The sequence below is a fragment of the Nocardia sp. alder85J genome (assembly GCF_020176955.2).
In the GTDB taxonomy this organism is placed as follows: domain Bacteria; phylum Actinomycetota; class Actinomycetes; order Mycobacteriales; family Mycobacteriaceae; genus Nocardia.
Map to the genome: position 1 here is coordinate 560,838 of NZ_JAIUCZ020000005.1, position 18,315 is coordinate 579,152.

The window sequence follows — 18,315 nt, forward strand, 5'->3', positions numbered from 1 at the left end:
CCGCCGCCTCGGTGGTCCTACTTGGTGTCGCTGTCGATGAGCAGGCGCCCACCGGAGTCGATGACGTGGAACAGCATCGACTTGGTCTGGCCGCCGTAGGTGACGCTGGCCACCCGGATGTCGACGGAACCGTCGGTGCTGCTGGTGCTCGCCACGTCGATGGTGTTGTAGCCCTGGATGGTGTTCTTGGTCCAGTACTGGTTGAAGGCCGACTGGCTGCCGTAGACCTGCTGGGCGGCCGGGGTCAGCGCGGCCCAGGCATCGGAGTACCGGGTGTCCAGGATCGCGCTGAAGAAACTTTGATCGACGAGCGCCACCGCCTCGTTCTGGTCGATCTGCTTACCGGAGCTCTTGGTCTGCCCCACCGGGGCCGCCGTCGTGGTGGCCGCACCCGCCTTCGCCGACGTGCTGGTGCTGGCCGAGGGCGACTGCGCCGCATTCGAATTCGAGCTCGAATTGTTGAACATGGCGAACAGCACACCCGCCACGATCAGCAGGCCCACGGCGAAACCACCGGCGAACAGCAGCGGCTTGCGGCGGCTCGGCTCCAGCTCGATCGGCGCCGACACCGGGTTGGACCGGGTCGGGTAGTGCACCGCCGCGGGCCGGACCGGAATCATCTCCGGCTCGGAAATCGTTGCGGCCGCGGCCATCATCTCCGCGGTGGAGATGTCGGCCTGGGCGGCCCGGCGGTCCAGGGTGTGGATGCCCGGGCGGCGCCCGGCCGGCCGATGCGTCGCCAGCATCCGGTTGTTCTCGGAATCGGCGGCGTAGTCGGCGAATTCGGCGAGCTCGTCCCGCACGTCGGTCATGCTCGGCCGGTCCTCCGGCTCGAACGACAGCAGTGACAGCAGCAGATCGGTGAGCGGGCCGGCATTGCGCGGCTGTTGCAGCTGGCCGTTGGCGGCCGCGTACAGCAGCGCCAGCGGGTTGGGGTTGGTGCCGTACGGCGGCTGCCCCTCCAGGGAGTGGAAAAGCGTTGCGCCCAAGGCGAACACGTCGGCCGCGGGGGTCGGGTCGGCGCCGCGCGCGACCTCCGGCGCCAGATAGGCGGCGGTGCCGGAGATGAGGCCGGTGGCGGTGAGGGTGACGTCACCCTTGGCCTTGGAGATCCCGAAGTCGGTGATCTTCACCGTGCCGTTGTCGCCGAGCAGTACGTTGCCCGGTTTGATGTCGCGGTGGACGATGCTCGCCCGATGCGCGGCGACCAGCGCCGACGCCACCTGCTCACCGATGCGCGCGACCTGCGGCAGCGGCAGCGTGCCCTGCGCGGACAGCACCACCGCCAGGCTCTGCGACGGCAGATATTCCATGATCAGGCAGGGGTCGCCCTCGTGATCGGTGATGTCGAAGACGACGATCGCGTTGGGGTGCTGGAACCGCGCGGCGTTGCGGGCCTCGCGCGAGGCGCGCTGACGCACGATCTCCTTCTCACCCGGCGGCAGGCTGGGCTGGGTGAGGATCTGCTTGATCGCCACCGATCGCTCGAGACGCTCGTCGACGGCACGCCAGACTACGCCTGTGCCGCCGCTACCAATCCGCTCGACCAGGCGGTAATGCCCTGCGATCACTTGACCGGTTTCGATGGCACTACTCCGAATTTCTCCGTGATCCGTGACTTACTGTGCGCGGTCGCCCGCGCCTCGGGACGAGTGTAGCGGGCCGGACGGTGGAGTCTGTCGCCGGAGCGAGATCTGTGGGAAATATTCGGCCACACTGTGCAATGCGTACGAGATCACTGCGAGATCCGGGCGTGACCCCGGTCACTGTTCCGGTGTGCCGGAACCCCGGCCCGACCGGTAGTGTTCGCTCATGCGTTCGATGACGGTGACGGAACGGCGGGCCCGGCTGGCGGTGCGGCACCGCCTCGCGGTCGCGGCCCGGGTGGACGACGCGACGGAGATCACCCGCGCACTGGTGGCGCTGCACGCCACCGATCCGGCGACGGTGTTCCTGTCGGTGAGCGCGCGCAGCCGGGGCCTCACCCCGGCCGATGTCGAGCGCGCCCTCTACGAGGACCGATCGCTGCTACGGCTGCTGGCGATGCGGCGCACGATGTTCGTGGCGCCGGTGGAGACGGCGCCGATATTGCAGTCGGCGGTGGCCGACGCGCTGGCGGTCACGCAGCGCCGCACCTACGGCCGCTACATCGCGCGGGCGATCGAGGGCGATGTCGACGGCTGGCTGCACGAGGTGGCCGAGGAGACGCATCGGGAGTTGCTGCGCCGCGGCGCGGCCACCGGGGCGGAACTCGGCGCCGCGATACCCGGGCTGCGGCTGCAGGTCGACACCTCGCCGGGCAAGAGCTATTCGCGGCCGACCAACATCACCACGTGGGTGCTCGTCATCCTGGGGGCCGAGGGACGCATCGTGCGCGGCCGGCCCAGCGGCAGTTGGACGTCCAGCCGGTACACCTGGGCGCCGGCCGAATCCTGGTTGCCCGCGGACCTGTCGCCACCACCGATCGAGCAGGCCCGCCCGGAACTGGTGCGACAGTGGTTGCGCGCCTTCGGCCCCGCGCCGGTCGCCGACCTGAAGTGGTGGACCGGCTGGAGTCTGGGCGAGGTGCGCAAGGCGCTGGCCCGGCTGGACGTCGCCGAGGTCGACCTCGACGGCGGCGCCGGGGTGGTGCTGGCCGACGACCTGGAACCGACGCCGGCGCCCGAGCCGTGGGCCGCGCTGCTGCCCGCACTGGATCCGACGCCGATGGGATGGCAGGCACGGCAGTGGTTCCTGGGTCCGCACGAGCGAGAACTGTTCGACGGCAACGGCAATATCGGCCCCACGGTGTGGTGGGACGGCCGGGTGGTCGGCGGCTGGGCCCAGCGCGTGGACGGCGAGATCGTCTGGCGGACGCTGGAAGACGTCGGCGCGGACGCGCGCACGGCGATCGAGGCCGAGGCGCGGCGGGTCGCGGACTGGTTCGGGCCGGTGCGCGCGATACCTCGTTTTCGCACCCCTCTGGAGCGGGGACTCACCGTGCAGGAATGACATCGGTCTGTTAGCGTCACGCTATTGATCGTTTCGGCCGGGATCGTGAGGGGTACACGACCCACCGACCAGCTTGTTGGGGGTACGTGATGTCAGCAGGGCATTCCGGTCCGATACCGGAGAGACCGGTCGCCGCAGCACCGAACATGTTGCGCGGCAATTCGTTCCGAGACGCGGTCGTGGGCGTGTGCGCGCTGGTGAGCAGCGCCGACGCGGTGGGCGACCCGGACCAGCGCAGCCGGGTGGCCGACCGCATCGGCACCGCGCCTGTGCTGCACCACTTTCCGCCGCGTGAGCTGCGAAACATGTTCGAGGACAACTGGCATCGCCTGATCCTCGATCCCGCTTTCGGCCGCGCCTACGTGTTCCAGGAGGTCGCGAAGGCCACCGCCGAGCCGGTGGCGGCCCGCGCCGCCGTCCGCGCGGGACTCGAGATCGCCGCGCCGGACGGCGATGTCGGTGTCCGGGGCGTCGCCGCGCTGCGGGAGTGCTGTGCGGTGTTGCGGCTCACACCGGCCGAATTCGGGCTGTAGCACCACGATCCGGCCGGTGCGGCACGTACCTAGAAGTCCAGGCCGAGATCCAGCACCCGCACCGAATGGGTGAGAGCGCCCACGGCGAAGTAGTCGACGCCGGTGCGGGCGTAGGCGGCGGCCACGTCGAGGGTGAGCCCGCCGGAGGACTCCAGCCGGGTCTGCGGGGCACGGGTGTTGCGGCGCTGCACGGCCGCCTGGGTGGCCCACAGCGGGAAGTTGTCCAGCAGCACCAGTTCCACGTCCTCGGTCAGCACGGCGTCGAGTTGATCGAGGCTGTCGACCTCCACCTCGCAGGGCAGGCCGGGGGCCGCGGCGCGGACCGCCCGCAGCGCCGCCACCACCGAACCGGCGGCGGCCACGTGATTGTCCTTGATCAGCGCCGCGTCACCGAGACCCATCCGATGGTTGACCCCGCCGCCGACGCGCACCGCGTACTTCTGCAATGCGCGCATTCCGGGCAGGGTCTTGCGGCTGTCTCGAATGCGACATTCGGTGCCGGCCACCGCGTCCACCCAGGCGGCGGTGGCGGTGGCGATACCGGACAGGTGGCACACCAGGTTCAGCATGGTGCGCTCGGCGGTCAGCAGCCCGCGGGTGGGCGCCGACACGGTCAGCACGGCGTCGCCCGCGGCCACCCGGGTGCCGTCGGCCACCCGCTCCAGCACCTGGTAGCCGTCGGCCCCCAGCACCTCGTCGAGCACCAGCAGGCCCACGTCGAGCCCCGCGACCGTGCCCGGCTGCCGCGACACCACCGCCGCCTTCACCGTCGCCTCGGCGGGAACCGTTGCGGCCGTGGTGATGTCGGGACCGTAGCGCATATCCTCCGCGAGCGCGGTGCGGATCAGCGCCAGCACCTCGTCCCGGTCCAATCCCTCGTCCAGAGCCATCAGTTCACTCCTCGTCCTCGAAATCGTGCCGGGTAGCGGGTCCGTCGCAGCCCCGGCTACTCCGCTCATCGAGCGGCCTGCCGCACCGGCGATCACGACGCCTGCCGTACGGCCGGGACGGTGCCGGTGCCGGCCGGGCCGTCGGTGATCAGTTGCGGGCGGCCGTCGGGGCCCAGCCGGATCGGCAGGCTGCGGGCCAGTTCGGGCCGGGGTTCCGGCTGGTCGGCGCGGGTGTGGCAGCCGCGGCTCTCGGTGCGGGCGGTGGCGGCCAGCAGCAGCGCACGCGCGGTCAGTGTCAGGGCCGCGTTCTCGAGCGCTGTCACGGGCTGCGCCGCAACGGTTTCCGCGATCGGATCGGACTGTAGTTGCAACAGGCGCAGGATGGCCGCACGCAGGCCGTCGCCGCTGCGTACCACGCCGGCGTTGTCGGTCATCAACTCCTGCAACAGTTTCCGGTCGGCGGCGGGGAAATCCACCGGGCCGACCTCGGTCACCCGCGCGGGCACGCCGCGCCGCTCGGTGGCCATGATGCCCGCGCGGGCGCCGACCACCAGACCCTCCAGCAGGCTGTTGGAGGCCAGGCGGTTGCCGCCGTGCAGGCCGGTGCGGGCGGCCTCGCCGACGGCGTACAGGCCCGGCACCCCGGTGTGCCCGGCGGTGTCGGTGACGACGCCGCCGCACTGGTAGTGCGCCGCCGGTGCGACCGGGATCAGGTCGGTGACCGGATCGATCCCGGCGGCCCGGCAACTCGTGGTGATCGTCGGAAACCGTTGCGCGAACTCGGGAATCGCGCGGGCGTCGAGATAGACGTGATCGACGCCGAGGGCCTGCATGCGCGCGGCGATGGCCTTCGACACCACGTCCCGGGGCGCCAGATCACCGCGTGGATGCACCCCCGCGGTCACCGACCGGCCCTCCGGATCGACCAGGACCGCGCCCTCACCGCGCACCGCCTCGCTGATCAGCGGCCGGCGGCCCAGCCCGCCGGGGGTGAACAGCACCGTGGGATGGAACTGCACGAACTCCAGATCGGCGACCGCCGCCCCGGCCCGCAGCGCCAGTGCGATCCCGTCCGCGGTGGCCCCCGGCGGATTCGTGCTGCACGCGTAGAGCTGACCGAGGCCGCCGGTGGCGAGCAGCACCGCGGGCGCGTGCACGACCCCGAATCCGTCGCCGGACACCGCCACCACACCCTGCACCCCCGCCGGGCCGGTGACGATCTCGGCCACCGCCGTGCCGAACAGCACCGGCAGCCCGGCCGCGTTGAGCACCCGCTGCACCTCGGCGCCGGTGGCGTCGCCCCCGGCGTGGATGATGCGCCGGGTACTGTGCCCGCCCTCCCGGGTCCGGGAGATCTGCCCGTCCCGGGCCCGGTCGAAGACCGCCCCGAGATCGGTCAGCGCGGCCACCGCCTCCTGACCGCCCGCGACGATCGATCGCACCGCGTCCGGATCGCACAGGCCCGCACCCGCGGCGATCGTGTCCTGCACATGCGATTCCACCGAATCACCCTGCGGCGCGACGACGGCGATGCCGCCCTGCGCGTACTGGGTGGCGGTGTCGGTGGGACCGCCCTTGCTGAGCGCCAGCACGCGCAGGCCGCGCCGGGCCGCCGCGCGCGCCGCGGTCAGACCCGCGACGCCCCCGCCGACCACGACCAGGTCCGCCTGTGCCTCCCAGGAGATCACCGGTGTGGTCATCGCCGGTCCCCCCTTGTACCGTCCGAAAATTCGAGCATCACGACAGATCCGTTCGAAAGACGCTGGCCTGCCGGACTATTCACCGCCACCGGAATTGCCGATGGCGATCATGCGCTGCACCGACGCCCGGCCCGCGGCGGCGACATCGGGGTCGACGTGCACCTCGTCGCGGTTGTCCGCCAGGCAGCGCAGCAGTGCGGCCGGGGTGATCATCTTCATGTACTTGCAGGAGGCGCGGTCGTTGACCGGCTGGAAGTCGATGCCGGGCGCGGCCTTGCGCAGCTGGTGCAGCATGCCCACCTCGGTGGCGACCAGGACCTGGCTCGATTTCGCCGCCTTGGCCGCGTCGACCATGCCGCCGGTGGACAGGATGTGCACCCGGTCGGCGGGGAAGGCGCCCTCTCCGGCGAGGTACAACGCCGAAGTGGCGCAACCGCATTCGGGGTGCACGAACAGCTCGGCGTCCGGGTGGCTGCGGGCCTGCTCGGTCAGCTCGGCGCCGTTGATACCGGCGTGCACATGGCACTCACCGGCCCAGATGTGGATGTTCTGCCGGCCGGTCACCCGCTTGACGTGCGCGCCGAGGAACTGGTCGGGCAGGAACAGCACTTCGCGGTCCGGGTCGACGGAGGCCACCACGTCGACGGCGTTCGAGGAGGTGCAGCAGATGTCGGTGAGCGCCTTCACCGCCGCGGTGGTGTTCACGTAGGACACCACGACCGCGTCGGGATGCTCGGCCTTCCACGCGCTCAACTCGTCGGCGCTGATCGAGTCGGCCAGCGAACAACCGGCCCGCTGATCGGGAATCAGCACGGTCTTGTCCGGGCTGAGGATCTTGGCCGTCTCGGCCATGAAGTGCACACCGCAGAAGACGATCGTGCGCTCCGGCGCCGCCGCCGCGATGCGGGACAACGCCAGCGAGTCGCCGACGTGATCGGCGATGTCCTGGATCTCGGGCAGCTGGTAGTTGTGCGCGAGAATCGTCGCATTGCGTGCGGCCGCGAGTCGCCGGACCTCCTGCGCCCATTCCGGGGTCGCCTCGATCCCCGTGTAACCCGCAGGGCTGTCCACCACGTGCTCCGCAAGCGTCATCGTCGCCATCTCTGGCTCCCTCTCCTAATGCGCGCGATCGGAGCCGGCAACTTCGCCGATTCGCCTCCGACCGGTTTTCGACTTAGAATCGAAAACGTGTCCCATAGTAGCACCATTCACGAATCGCTCACCGCCGTGTTCCAGGTTCGTCGCTTCCCGGACATCATTTCCGCAGGTCGAGCGGGCATTACGGAAGCCGGTCCAGCAACCGGAGGGCATCGCACCGAGTTGGGCGTGCTGCTGTGGGAACGCGCGATGGACCCCCAGGTGGGCACCTGGTCACTGCCCGGCGGCCGCCTGCGCGACGACGAGGACCTCGACACCTCCGCCCGCCGGCAACTGGCCGAGAAGGTCGACGTCCGCGAGCTGACGCACCTCGAGCAGCTGTCGCTGTTCAGCGACCCGCACCGGGTTCCCGGCCCCCGCCGCATCGCCTCCGCCTACCTCGGCCTGATCCCCCTCACCTCCGACCCGCAACTCCCCGACGACACCCGCTGGCACCCGGTCTCGGCCCTGCCGCACATGTCGTTCGACCACGGCACCGTCGTCGAGCACGCCCGCACCCGGCTGGCCGCGAAACTCTCCTACACCAATATCGCCTTCGCCCTGGCCCCACCGCGCTTCACCATGTCCACCCTGCGCGAAATCTACTGCGCCGCACTGGGGTACGAGGTGGACACCACCAATCTGCAACGCGTCCTGAGCCGCCGCACCGTGATCACCCCCACCGGCGCCACCGCCCCTCCCGGCAAAACCGGCGGCCGCCCGGCCGCCCTCTACCGCTTCACCGACTCGGAACTGCGCGTCACCGACGAATTCGCAGCCCTGCGGCCGCGCGGCTGAGGCATCCGGTGTTCACACCGAGAGCCGGACCGGCATGAAATCATCTCGGCCGCAACCGATTGCCGGCGCCACGGAGCCGTCTCCATCTCCCGGCGGCACTACAGCCCTAATCGGACCAGCAGGTCCTCGATCCGGGGCGCGACGGTTATCCAGCGCCCGGTCGACGGCGTGAGGAAGATCACCTGCGGTGCGGCGTCCGAAATCCGGAAATCGAGCGCGAACGACATGTCGCAGCCGAGGTCTCCGATGAGGACAGAACGGCCGGGATCGATATCACCGGGCGGCGCCGCGTTATCTGGCTCGCCGCACAGTTCTGGACTCCTGACCGCGTTTTCGAGCCATCGGCCGTTCTCGAACCGCATGTACTCGAGCGTATAGAAACTCGGGTCCTCGGGGGGCTCGGCGAACACTCGCTCCAAGAGAGCCGCATCGGACGGCGCTACCCAGCGCCCGGCCTCGATCGCGGCCGTCAAGGCGGCGGGCAGTACCCAGCCGTTGATTGCCGGCATACTCATGTGTCGGACTCCACTCTGCGTCCCGTGAACTGTTCCAGGCCATCCATGATGCCCGGTCGCAGCCGTTCCGGAACCTCACGGCCGGCGAAACTCGGATTCTGATTGTTGACGGAACTCGAGCTCCAACGGCAACCCATGCCACCGTCGTCTCGAATGACGGCAACAAATCCGACACTGTCCCGCGCCGGCAATCCCGTGATCGCGGTGAAGGTGTCGTTGACTTCGCCGTGTCCACCGAGTCTGGCCACCAAGTTCATCGGAAAGCCGCGGCCATCGTGGTACCTGGTATTACCGCTGGGATATGCCAGGAACTGGCCGGTCTCCGGGTTGTACACCCCGCTGAAGCCCGCACCCGGACCGAATCTGGACAATCGCTGCGCACTTCCGCCGCTCAGATTGGTCAGGGCATCATCGAGCTGGTAGTCCGGAATGCCGGAAACAAAGGTTTCCGGAACAGCCGGGTAGATCGCAGCAGGATAGGACGGCACCGGATCGACAACTGTCGACTGTGCGGTGGAAAGTGTTGCGGACGAGGCAGTTTCAGCCGACTCGGGAGCGGACTCGAAACGTGCCGCGGGTGTCGCGGCCTGCCCGGAACCGGGCGTCGACCACTCGTGATTTCCCCCGAGCGCGCTTTTCTCCGCACGCTCGGCATTCGTGGCGGCGGAACGGATACCGCCCGCCACTGCACCGGTCTCCTCGCTCGCTGCCTCGGTCCCGGATTGCACCGCGGTTCGTATGCGCTGCAATCCCTCGGTGAGCGCCGCTTGCACCTCTTCCATCGCCCCCCGATTTGCTGTTGAGACGCGGTTCCCAGCCATCCTCCGGCCACGGGCGACACGAGACCGACGCGGACTCCAGTGTGCACTCCGCTCCCCGGAGCGATACATGCGGGTACACGAACGCTCGGCCGGGCCTACGAATCCTGTTCGTGCTTGCGGTGTTTGGTGGTGCGGCGATAGCGGCGCGCATTGGGAACGGGCTGAGCCGCACTGGAACGGCGGAGAGCATGGCGACGACGCCAGGCCGTGAGATCGGCGCGCTCCGGGAGCGGGGCATCGCCGGGCTGTTCCCGGCGGGGCGTATCGATCATGACTTCATCTCCTCCCGTGATCGCGGATGCACAGTAGCGCGATGCGGTACCGGGTCACCAGCGATTTTCCCGGGCCCGCAGACGAGGGCAGCGAGTACCGTGCGGGCCCGGTGAGCGGTAGACCCGGCGCGCCCGCGGCGGAACCGGGTACCGTGACCTGCATGGAGTCGCTGATGCATCGGATCCTCGACATCTCACCGGTCTGGGTGTACTTGATCGTCACCCTGCTGGTCTTCGTCGAGGACGCGATCTTCGTCGGGTTCGTGATCCCCGGCGAGACCGCGGCGGTACTGGGCGGGGTCGCGGCCAGTCAGGGGCATGTGCAGCTCTGGGCGATGATCGTGCTGGTGGTGGTCGCGGCGATCGTCGGCGACAGTGTCGGATACGAGGTGGGTAAGCACCTGGGGTCCCGAATCCTGAACGCCTCGATACTGGATCGGCATCGGGGGCGGCTGGACCAGGCCCAGGACTTCCTGGCGCGCCGGGGCGGGTGGGCGGTGTTCCTCGGACGGTTCACCGCGTTCTTCCGCGCGGTGATGCCCGCACTGGTCGGGGCGTCGCGGATGCCGTATCGGAAGTTCCTGTCCTTCAACGCCTTCGGCGGCCTGATCTGGGGCACCGCGTTCGTGGTGCTCGGCTACCTCGCGGGCGCCTCCTATCAGGCGGTCGCGAAGACCGTCGGCCGGGACCTGGCGATCGGCGTGGCCGCCGTCGTCGTGGTGGCGCTGGTGGTGTGGAAGATCCGGGAACGGCGGCGGGAGAAGACCTTCGAGGCCGAGTACGAGGCCGTCCGCGAAACGGAGTGAGCGTTCGAGGACCTGTCAGGAGCACGGTGGGCGATAGGGCGATTCGGGGAGGTGCTCCCGCCAGATCTGTGGTGTCAGGATCGTCCGCGTGGTCGCGCAGATCCGGGTGATCGCCGCGGTCGGATCGAGGTCCCAGAAGTGCACCAGGCCATCGGCGCCGGTGGCGATCAGGTGCCTGCCGTCCGGGAGGAAGGCGACGGTGCCGCCCATCGGAGCGGGACGCGCGGTCCCGATCGGGTGCTCGATCGCCCGTGGATGCGCGGGCTCGCTGAAGTCCCACAACCGAATCGCCGAGTCGCCATCGATGTACGCCAGATATCTCCCACCGCCGGAAAAGGCGAGATCACTGGTCCAGGCCGTTCGCTCGGCGCTGGAGTCGCCGATGGTCACCGGCGCGAAACGGTTCATGGTGTCCCAGACCCGCATCGTCCGATCGACAGCGGTCGCGATCAGTATGTCGCCTCCCGGGCCGAATCTGACATGGGTCAGCGGCACGGATCCGCTCGGCTGCAATCGGGTGGACAGTTCGACGTGGGCGGGATCCGCGACCGACCACAATTCGGCCCTTCCCCCCTCACTCAGCACGGCTGCGTATTTGCCGTCGGGGCTGATGTCCAGGGCGAGGATATATCGCGTCGAGAGCGGCACCCGCTCCGCGATCAGGGCAGGGACGCTGCGGTGGAGATCCCAGATCTGCAGGTACGCCGCGCCGTTCTCGGTCCAGCCCACGAACAGCCGGTTGCCGTCCGGACCGAATGCCATGACATTACCGGTGCCGCTTCCTGTATGCGGTAGTTCGCCACTTGGCGCGATGCCGGATGATTCGGATATATCGAACAGCTGGATATTGCCGATGGCGGGATGAAATATCAATTTCCGGCCGTCCGGACCCAGCAGGAGCTGACCCGGGCTGCCCGATGTCTCCGGGAGATCGAACCGGCCGATCCTATGTACGCCGAGTGAATCATCCACTCGCCACGACTCGAAATGCCTGCCCGTCACCTCGTCGCCGACCAGCATCGTCCTGTCCTGTTCCATATTCAAGGACCCCCTCGGCAACGAATCATATTCTGGCACAATAGAATCCGGCAGTGACCACAAATAGGCGCCGTCATGGCCGTCGATCACCACGGTGTGTCCGTCCGGGCCGAAAGTGACCTGACTACGGAACCCGAGCGGACTGGTCAACTGTCGGCCGAGCGATATCGGGTGCGACAACTCGGTCAGACCCGTCAGCGCGACGCCACCGCCGGTGGACGGATAAGCGAGCACTCGGCTGTCGGCGCGGAAAGCCAGCCCGGCACCGACGTTGGTGTCCGCATCGGACAAGGTCGCGAGGAAACGCGCAGGCGCGCTCGCATCGTGGCAATCCCATATCTCCAGGGAGTTCCTGGTCATCACGACCGCTACCCGGCCGTCCGGGCTCAGCGCCGCCGCGGTCGCCGCGCTGTCGATATCGCCGATGGGTACCGCCGGTCTGTGTGGATCGGTGACATCCCACACCCGAGCGGCACCCTGTGCGCTGACCGTCACGACGCGGCGCAGATCGGCCGAAAACATGACCGAATAGGTGCTGTGGAACCCGGAGGCCACCCGGATCGGGGTGCCGATCGGATGCGGCCGAGCGGGATCGGTGATGTCCCAGAACGTGATTGCGCCGTCCAGACTGCCGGTGACCAGTGTCGAGCCATCGGGGCCGATGCCCAGCGCAGTCGGGATGCCGATATGCAGGGACGTGCCGAGGGGCACCAGATGTTCCGGATCCCGCGTATCCCACAGCCGGACGTCCCCCGCTATTGTGGCCGCGCCGAGAGTCCGACCACCGGGGCCGAACGCCAGAATGCTTACGGCCGCCGAGCCGCCGTGCAGTTCGCCACCCACCACGCGCGGGTTACCACGATCGGAGATGTCCCACAGGTGGATCCCGTCGGACGCCGTCGCCAGTAATCGGCCGTCGGACCGGAAGGCGGCGGCGGTCACCGTTTCGCCGCGCCAGCTCAGTGGTGTGGCGAGCGGCCGACTCTCGGTGTCGACCAGCCGCGCCAGCACCTCCGGATCGCGCGGCCGCATCCGCGCGGCGACCAGAACCAGCTGCGCGGACAGCGAAGGGTCGCTCGCCTCCAGCCGGTCCGCCTCGGCGAGAACCGATTTGAAGACGGCGGCGTCACGGTCCCGAGAGGCGTTGTGGTTCTGCACGAATGCCACCCCGGCCAGGATCATCGAGACCACAGTGAGCAGGATCAGGCTGGTCCGGCGGGCGGTGGTCCGGCGATCGGCACGGCGGCGGGCGGATTCGGCGGCCCGCAGGAATTCCTCGGGAACGGGGCCGACGGCGCCCCGGCGGGCGTGCTCACGCATCGTGACCAGCCGGGCGCCGCGATAGAGCAGGGCGGGATCGCGCCGGTGCTCGACCCAGTCGTCGGCATCCGCTTGCAGGCGTTGGCGTTCCAGGAACCCCACCCGGTCCTCGTCGATCCAGGACCGCAACCGCGGCCAGGCGTCGAGCACGATCTCGTGCGTGAGGTAAGCGGTCTCGGCCTCCAGGGTGATCAGCCGGGTCCGGGCCAGCGCGTCCAGGGCCGCCTCGGCGGCGGTCACGCTCTGCCGCAACAGATCCGCGTGCGACACCCGGCGACGGGTGTCTCGGGAATCGTCACCGACCGCGACCAGGCCCAGCAGCACCTGCTTACCGACCGCCTGCTGGAATTCCGTCAGCTCGCCCCACGCCTGCTCGGCGGTGGCGGCGACCGAACCCAGTACCCCACCCGCCGCCCGATAGCCCTCGATGGTGAGCCGGGAGCCCTCGCGCCGCTGCCACACCGCCTCCATCGCATGCGAAACCAGCGGCAGCGCACCGGGATCATAACTGCGCCGTTCGTCGCCACCGAGCCCGCACAGCTCACTGATCACCAGCCCCTCGAGCCCGGATTCCAGCTTGTACCCCGCGGATTCGGCGGGCCGGGTGATCGCCTCGGCCAATTCGTCCAACCGCATCGGTCCGAGCAGATAACTGCGATGTTTCAACGCATCCTCGAGCACCGGCTCGTCCAGGCACCGAGCGTAGAAGTCCGCACGCACCGCCAACACCACTGCCACCGGACCGGATTCGCCACGAATCGCGAGATGCGCCAGCGCGTCCAGGAATTCCGCGCGCTCGCCCTCGTCCGGACACAGGGTGAACAACTCCTCCAGCTGATCGACCACGATCAGCCGCTGCCGTCCCTTCCCCCATACGGCGAGCCTCGTGGCTGTGGAATCCGCAGCAGGCGAACGTCCTTCGCTGACGGTGGGCGGTTCCGCATCGGTCATACCGGCCTCGGAAGGCTCTGCCGCCCCGGCACCGGATGGGTCGGTCTCGGCAGCGGGCGTGCCCACCCTGCCACCAGTGGTGAACAGCCTGGCAGGTGTCGGGTCCGACATCGTGCCCGCTGTCGCCGCCACCAGCGCGCGCACCGGGTCCGGACCGGGTGTCAGCGTCGCCACTGCCCACTCGTTCATCGAATCCACCAGCGCCGGAATCAATCCCGCCTGCAACAACGACGACTTCCCCGCACCCGAGGCACCCACCAGCAACACCAGGCCGCCGTCGCCGGCCGTCGTCCGCCGCACCAGGTCGGCCAGTTCGGTGGTGGGCCGGGCCCGGCCGAAGAAGACCTCGGTGTCCTCCGGACCGTAGGCGGCCAGGCCCAGGTAGGGGCTGACCACGTCCGCCGCTTCGGAATTCGGATCCCACTCGTTCGACGCGGTCCACAACCGCTGCCACTCACGCACATCCAGCAATACCGGCGGCACCGGGCTGCTGGCCTTGCGAGCCTCGTCGATCAGGGTCAGCAGGACCGGCAGGAAGACCTCGAAGCGCGCGGGCACGTTCCGCCCGGCCTTCCAGTCGCTGATCCGCTGGATCGACGCGCCGGACTTCGGCCCGGCCGCGCGGGCTGCCCGCATCCGCGCCTCGGCCGCCGCCGCGACCCGCCGCAGCGTCGGATTCGCGGCCGCCACGAACAACTCCGCAAACCGTTGCGAGAAAGCCGTTCTCGGCGACGGCCGCAGCCGGCCTCGCCGCACCCCACCAGAATCCATCTGTCCTCCCCACCCTTCCGCCGAATCATCCCAGGCACCGTCCAGCGTGGCGGGAGGAGTTCAGGAGACGACGCACCTGTGCGGCGAATGTGCTGGTGAGAGCCGGAAAATCGAATTCCGGTCCGGACATGGCTCAACGGCTGCCGCTGTCGCGTGCACACGGCAACGGTTCGTCGGCAAGCGGTCCCGGGCACGCACGACAACACTTCAGCGGCATCCGGCCCCGGGTGCGCGCGTCAGTCGCCGGGACCGCGCCGCGCCGGGGCACGACCGGGCGGCTGCCGAGGTCGCGGCCCAGCGGAAACAGGCGGGATCGGCCGCGAAACCGGATCCGCCCCGAGGCGCAGTGGTGTGCCGTGGTGGACGACGGTGAGGGGCTCGCCGTCCAGCAGCCGGTAGGTGGCGGTGTCCGCCTGGATGTCCACCTCGAGCCGCCGGTCGAGAAAGCGCAGGCGCAAGCGCAGGCGGGCGAGGTTCGGCGGCAGCCGCGGTGCGAAGGACAGTTGCCCGGATCGCACCCGCATGCCGCCGAGCCCGGAGACCAGGGCGACCCAGGTTCCGGCCAGCGAGGCGATGTGCACACCGTCGCGGGTGTTGTGTTCGAGGTCGTCGAGGTCCATCAGCGCCGCCTCGCCGAGGTAGTCGTAGGCCAGGTCCAGCTGGCCGACCTCGGCGGCGAGGACGGCCTGGGTACAGGCGGACAGTGAGGAGTCGCGGACGGTCAGCGGCTCGTAGTAGGCGAAGTTGCGGGCCTTCTGCCCGGTGCTGAACGCGTCCGGGCACACGTGCATCGCCAGTACCAGGTCGGCCTGTTTGACCACCTGTTTCCGGTACAGCTCGAAGTACGGATAATGCAGCAGCAGTGGATAATCCGCGGCGGTGGTGGTGGCGAAGTCCCATACCGCGTGGTCGGTGAAACCCTCGCTGGCGGGGTGCACGCCCAGGCGGTCGTCGTAGGGGATGTACATCGCGCCCGCCGCGTTGCGCCATTCGGCGATGTCCTCGGTGCTCACGTCCAGGTCGCGGGCCCGGTCCGGATGCCGCACCGCGGCCTCGGCCGCGCCGATCAGGTTCTGCCGGGCCAGCAGATTGGTGTAGACGTTGTTGTCGGCCAGCGCGCTGTATTCGTCCGGGCCGGTCACCCCGTCGATGCGGAACCGGCCCTCGACATCGTGGTGACCGAGGCTGCGCCACAGCCGCGCGGTGGCGACCAGCAGCGGTAATCCGGTGTCGCGCTCGAATTCCCGGTCGCCGGTGGCCTCCACGTAGCGCAGCACCGCGTGCGCGATGTCGGCGTTGACGTGGAAGGCGGCCGTACTGGCCGGCCAGTAGCCGGAACACTCCCGGCCCGCGATGGTGCGCCACGGGAACGCCGCGCCCGCCCGGCCCAGCTGGGCGGCGCGTTCCTCCGCGATCGGCAGGGTGCGGTGCCGCCAGCGCAGCGCGTCGGCGGCCGCCTCCGGCGAGGTGTAGGTGAGCACCGGGAGCACGAACATCTCACTGTCCCAGAAAGTGTGCCCGTCGTACCCGGGACCGGTCAGGCCCTTGGCGGGAATGGGCCGGCACTCGCCGCGCGCGCCCGCCTGCAGCACGTGGAACAGCGCGAACCGCACCGCCTGCTGCACCTCGGCGTCGCCGTCGACCTCGACGTCGGCGCCGGACCAGAACTCGCCCAGGAATTCCCGCTGTTCCCGCAGCAGGCCGTCCCAGCCGGTGGTGTGGGCCGCGGTCAGCGCGCCCACCACCTGATCGTGCACCGCGGGCCGGGAGCGCCGCGCGGACCAGCCGTAGGCGACGTATTTCACCAGGGTCAGCCGTTCGCCGGGCGCGAGCCGGGCGGTCACGGTCATCCGGGCGACGTCCTCGGCGCCGTCGGTCTCCACGTGCAGTGCGTCCGGGCCGGTCACCTCGTGCCGCATGCCGGCGCCCACCCGCAGTTCACTGCTCTTGGTGAGGTGCACCAGCACCGCGCCCTCGGCGGTGGTCGCGTTCTCCTCGGCGATGAGCGGGGATTCCGGCATGGTCGCGGCGCGCGGGTCGCCGACCGCGCCGGGCAGCGATTCGTTGGCGACCAGTTCCGACTGCACCACCAGCCGGATCGGCGCGTCGATCGGTTCCACCTCGTAACGGATCGCCATGATCGCGCGCTGGGTGAACGACACCAGCCGCTGCGCACACACCCGCACCCCGGCCCCGGCCGGTGAGCTCCACTCCAGCCGCCGGGTCAGGGTGCCGGCGCGCAGGTCGAGGGTCCGTTCGTGGCTGTGCAGGGTGCCGTACCGGACGTCCAGCGGCTCGTCGTCCACCAGCAGGCGGATCAGTTTGCCGTTGGTGACGTTGATGATCGTCTCCCCGGATTCCGGATAGCCGTAGCCGGCCTCGGCATAGGGCAGCGGCCGCAGTTCGTGCACCGAATTCAGATAGGTGCCCGGAATGCCGTACGGCTCACCCTCGTCCAGGTTGCCGCGCACGCCGATATGACCGTTGGACAGCGCGAAGATCGATTCGGTGCGGGCCAGCGCGTCCAGGTGCAGGGAGTTCTCGTGAATCGCCCAGGGCCGCACGTCGAATGCGGGATGCGTGATCATCGGCGGTCCAGGAGTTCGGCGAGGTCGGAGACCACCACATCGGCGCCGTGCGCGCGCAGCCGGTCCGGATGCCCGATCCGGTCCACGCCGACCACCAGGCCGAATCCGCCCGCGTGCCCGGCCTCGACCCCGGCGGTGGCGTCCTCGAAGACCGCGCACGCCGACGCGGGCAGGTCTACGGCGGCGGCCCCGACCAGGTACATGTCGGGCGCGGGTTTACCGGGCAGGTGGTCGTGCCGGGCGGTGGTGCCGTCGACCCGGGCATCGAACAGTCCGGTGATCCCGGCGGCGTCGAGCACCTGCGAGGTGTGCTCGCTGGAGGAGACCACCGCGCATTTCAGCCCGGCGTCGCGGGCGGCGCGCAGGTAGCGCAGCGAGCCGTCGTACACGGCCACGCCGTCGGCCCGCAGCGTGGTGAGCACGATGTCGTTCTTGCGATTGGCCAGGCCCTCGACCGTCCAGGTGCCGGGCGGATCGTCCGGCTCACCGTCGGGCAGGTCGATACCGCGGGAGGCGAGGAAGGAGCGGGCGCCGTCGGCCCGCGGCTTCCCGTCGACGTACTCGCCGTAGTCGGTATCCGGATCGAAGGGCTGGAAAACGCTGTCGTGCCAGGCCGACCAGGCCCGCAGGAATTCGTCGAACATCTCTTGCCATGCCGCCGTGTGCAGTTCGGCGGTCCGGGTCAGTACGCCGTCCATATCGAACAGGCAGCCGCGGATCGCCCTCGAAAGTCCCAGTACCACAAGGCGGAACTACCCACCCGCGGCATTCGCACACCTGCCGGAACCGCAGCGGCCGGACCGGGCGGAACGCGGTGCTCCGGCGGCTCAGCCGGCGAAGACGCTGCTGCCGATCGCCAGATACGCCAGCGTCAGGACCAGCAGGAACCAGCCCGCACCCTGCCAGATCGGCCAGGTGCGGTGTTCCCGCCACACCCGGTAGGTGGCGAGGAACGCCCCCAGCGTGCCCAGCATCAGCACCAGGCCGGGGCCACCGACGATCGCCGCGCGCGAGGCGGTGTCGCAGTAGGTCGCCGCAGCGGCGCACGCCTCGCGGCGAGTGGCCCAGGTCTGGATGACGACCAGTACCAGCGCCGCGACCACCACCACGCCGACGGTGTAGAGCACGGCCCGGCGGAACATGCCCGGATCGTGCCATCGCTTCTCGACATCGTCGACCACGCC

At 69.6% G+C, this 18,315-nt stretch carries 15 protein-coding genes; 4 read left to right on the top strand and 11 right to left on the bottom strand.

What is annotated here, in order from left to right; translation table 11 throughout:
- Window positions 1-17 precede the first annotated feature (17 nt).
- The gene (locus LBW94_RS22410; protein ID WP_225053027.1) at window positions 18-1,571 is read right to left on the bottom strand and encodes a serine/threonine-protein kinase; all 1,554 of its coding nucleotides are present in this window, start codon (window positions 1,569-1,571) and stop codon (window positions 18-20) included.
- Window positions 1,572-1,812: 241 nt separating this feature from the next.
- Between LBW94_RS22410 and LBW94_RS22415 the strand changes: the two genes are divergently transcribed.
- Together LBW94_RS22415 and LBW94_RS22420 are read left to right on the top strand one after the other, a co-directional pair.
- A complete protein-coding gene (locus LBW94_RS22415; RefSeq protein WP_225053028.1) occupies window positions 1,813-2,991 on the top strand; it encodes a winged helix DNA-binding domain-containing protein in 1,179 nt (392 codons plus the stop codon).
- 146 nt (window positions 2,992-3,137) lie between these two features.
- The gene (locus LBW94_RS22420; protein ID WP_225053030.1) at window positions 3,138-3,524 is read left to right on the top strand and encodes a TerB family tellurite resistance protein; all 387 of its coding nucleotides are present in this window, start codon (window positions 3,138-3,140) and stop codon (window positions 3,522-3,524) included.
- A 29-nt stretch (window positions 3,525-3,553) separates the two neighbouring features.
- Here LBW94_RS22420 and nadC read toward each other — a convergent pair whose 3' ends face one another.
- The 3 genes from nadC to nadA all read right to left on the bottom strand — a co-directional run bounded on the left by nadC (window position 3,554) and on the right by nadA (window position 7,215).
- Complete coding sequence (gene nadC / locus LBW94_RS22425; RefSeq protein WP_225053032.1) at window positions 3,554-4,414, bottom strand: carboxylating nicotinate-nucleotide diphosphorylase; 861 nt, start codon at window positions 4,412-4,414, stop codon at window positions 3,554-3,556.
- Between the two features lie 92 nt (window positions 4,415-4,506).
- Window positions 4,507-6,114, bottom strand: a complete 1,608-nt coding sequence (locus LBW94_RS22430; protein WP_416276930.1) for an L-aspartate oxidase — start codon at window positions 6,112-6,114, stop codon at window positions 4,507-4,509.
- A 75-nt stretch (window positions 6,115-6,189) separates the two neighbouring features.
- Entirely contained in the window at window positions 6,190-7,215 is a 1,026-nt protein-coding gene (gene nadA, locus LBW94_RS22435) for a quinolinate synthase NadA (protein ID WP_225053034.1), read from the bottom strand.
- A gap of 87 nt (window positions 7,216-7,302) precedes the next feature.
- On the opposite strand from nadA, the gene LBW94_RS22440 reads away from it, so the two are divergent.
- Window positions 7,303-8,049, top strand: coding sequence for an NUDIX hydrolase (locus tag LBW94_RS22440; RefSeq protein ID WP_323137900.1), 747 nt, complete (start codon window positions 7,303-7,305; stop codon window positions 8,047-8,049).
- Between the two features lie 98 nt (window positions 8,050-8,147).
- Here LBW94_RS22440 and LBW94_RS22445 read toward each other — a convergent pair whose 3' ends face one another.
- The 3 genes from LBW94_RS22445 to LBW94_RS22455 all read right to left on the bottom strand — a co-directional run bounded on the left by LBW94_RS22445 (window position 8,148) and on the right by LBW94_RS22455 (window position 9,657).
- On the bottom strand, window positions 8,148-8,564 hold the full coding sequence (locus LBW94_RS22445) for an SMI1/KNR4 family protein (RefSeq protein ID WP_225053036.1): 417 nt from the start codon (window positions 8,562-8,564) through the stop codon (window positions 8,148-8,150).
- On the bottom strand, window positions 8,561-9,346 hold the full coding sequence (locus LBW94_RS22450) for a hypothetical protein (protein ID WP_225053038.1): 786 nt from the start codon (window positions 9,344-9,346) through the stop codon (window positions 8,561-8,563). The genes LBW94_RS22445 and LBW94_RS22450 overlap by 4 nt, the downstream gene beginning before the upstream one ends.
- Before the next feature lie 134 nt (window positions 9,347-9,480).
- Window positions 9,481-9,657, bottom strand: coding sequence for a hypothetical protein (locus tag LBW94_RS22455; RefSeq protein WP_225053040.1), 177 nt, complete (start codon window positions 9,655-9,657; stop codon window positions 9,481-9,483).
- Between the two features lie 161 nt (window positions 9,658-9,818).
- Between LBW94_RS22455 and LBW94_RS22460 the strand changes: the two genes are divergently transcribed.
- Window positions 9,819-10,463: a DedA family protein gene (locus LBW94_RS22460; protein ID WP_225053041.1), complete on the top strand. Its 645-nt coding sequence runs from the start codon at window positions 9,819-9,821 to the stop codon at window positions 10,461-10,463.
- A gap of 15 nt (window positions 10,464-10,478) precedes the next feature.
- Here the strand turns inward: LBW94_RS22460 and LBW94_RS22465 are convergent, their stop codons facing one another.
- The 4 genes from LBW94_RS22465 to LBW94_RS22480 form a co-directional block, all read right to left on the bottom strand.
- A complete protein-coding gene (locus LBW94_RS22465; RefSeq protein ID WP_225053043.1) occupies window positions 10,479-14,462 on the bottom strand; it encodes an NACHT and WD repeat domain-containing protein in 3,984 nt (1,327 codons plus the stop codon).
- Window positions 14,463-14,779: 317 nt separating this feature from the next.
- Window positions 14,780-17,131: a glycoside hydrolase family 65 protein gene (locus tag LBW94_RS22470; protein WP_225053044.1), complete on the bottom strand. Its 2,352-nt coding sequence runs from the start codon at window positions 17,129-17,131 to the stop codon at window positions 14,780-14,782.
- Window positions 17,128-17,874: an HAD family hydrolase gene (locus tag LBW94_RS22475; RefSeq protein WP_225053046.1), complete on the bottom strand. Its 747-nt coding sequence runs from the start codon at window positions 17,872-17,874 to the stop codon at window positions 17,128-17,130. Before LBW94_RS22475 ends, LBW94_RS22470 begins: the two co-directional genes overlap by 4 nt.
- Before the next feature lie 84 nt (window positions 17,875-17,958).
- On the bottom strand, window positions 17,959-18,312 hold the full coding sequence (locus tag LBW94_RS22480; RefSeq protein WP_225053048.1) for a hypothetical protein: 354 nt from the start codon (window positions 18,310-18,312) through the stop codon (window positions 17,959-17,961).
- Between the last annotated feature and the right edge of the window lie 3 nt (window positions 18,313-18,315).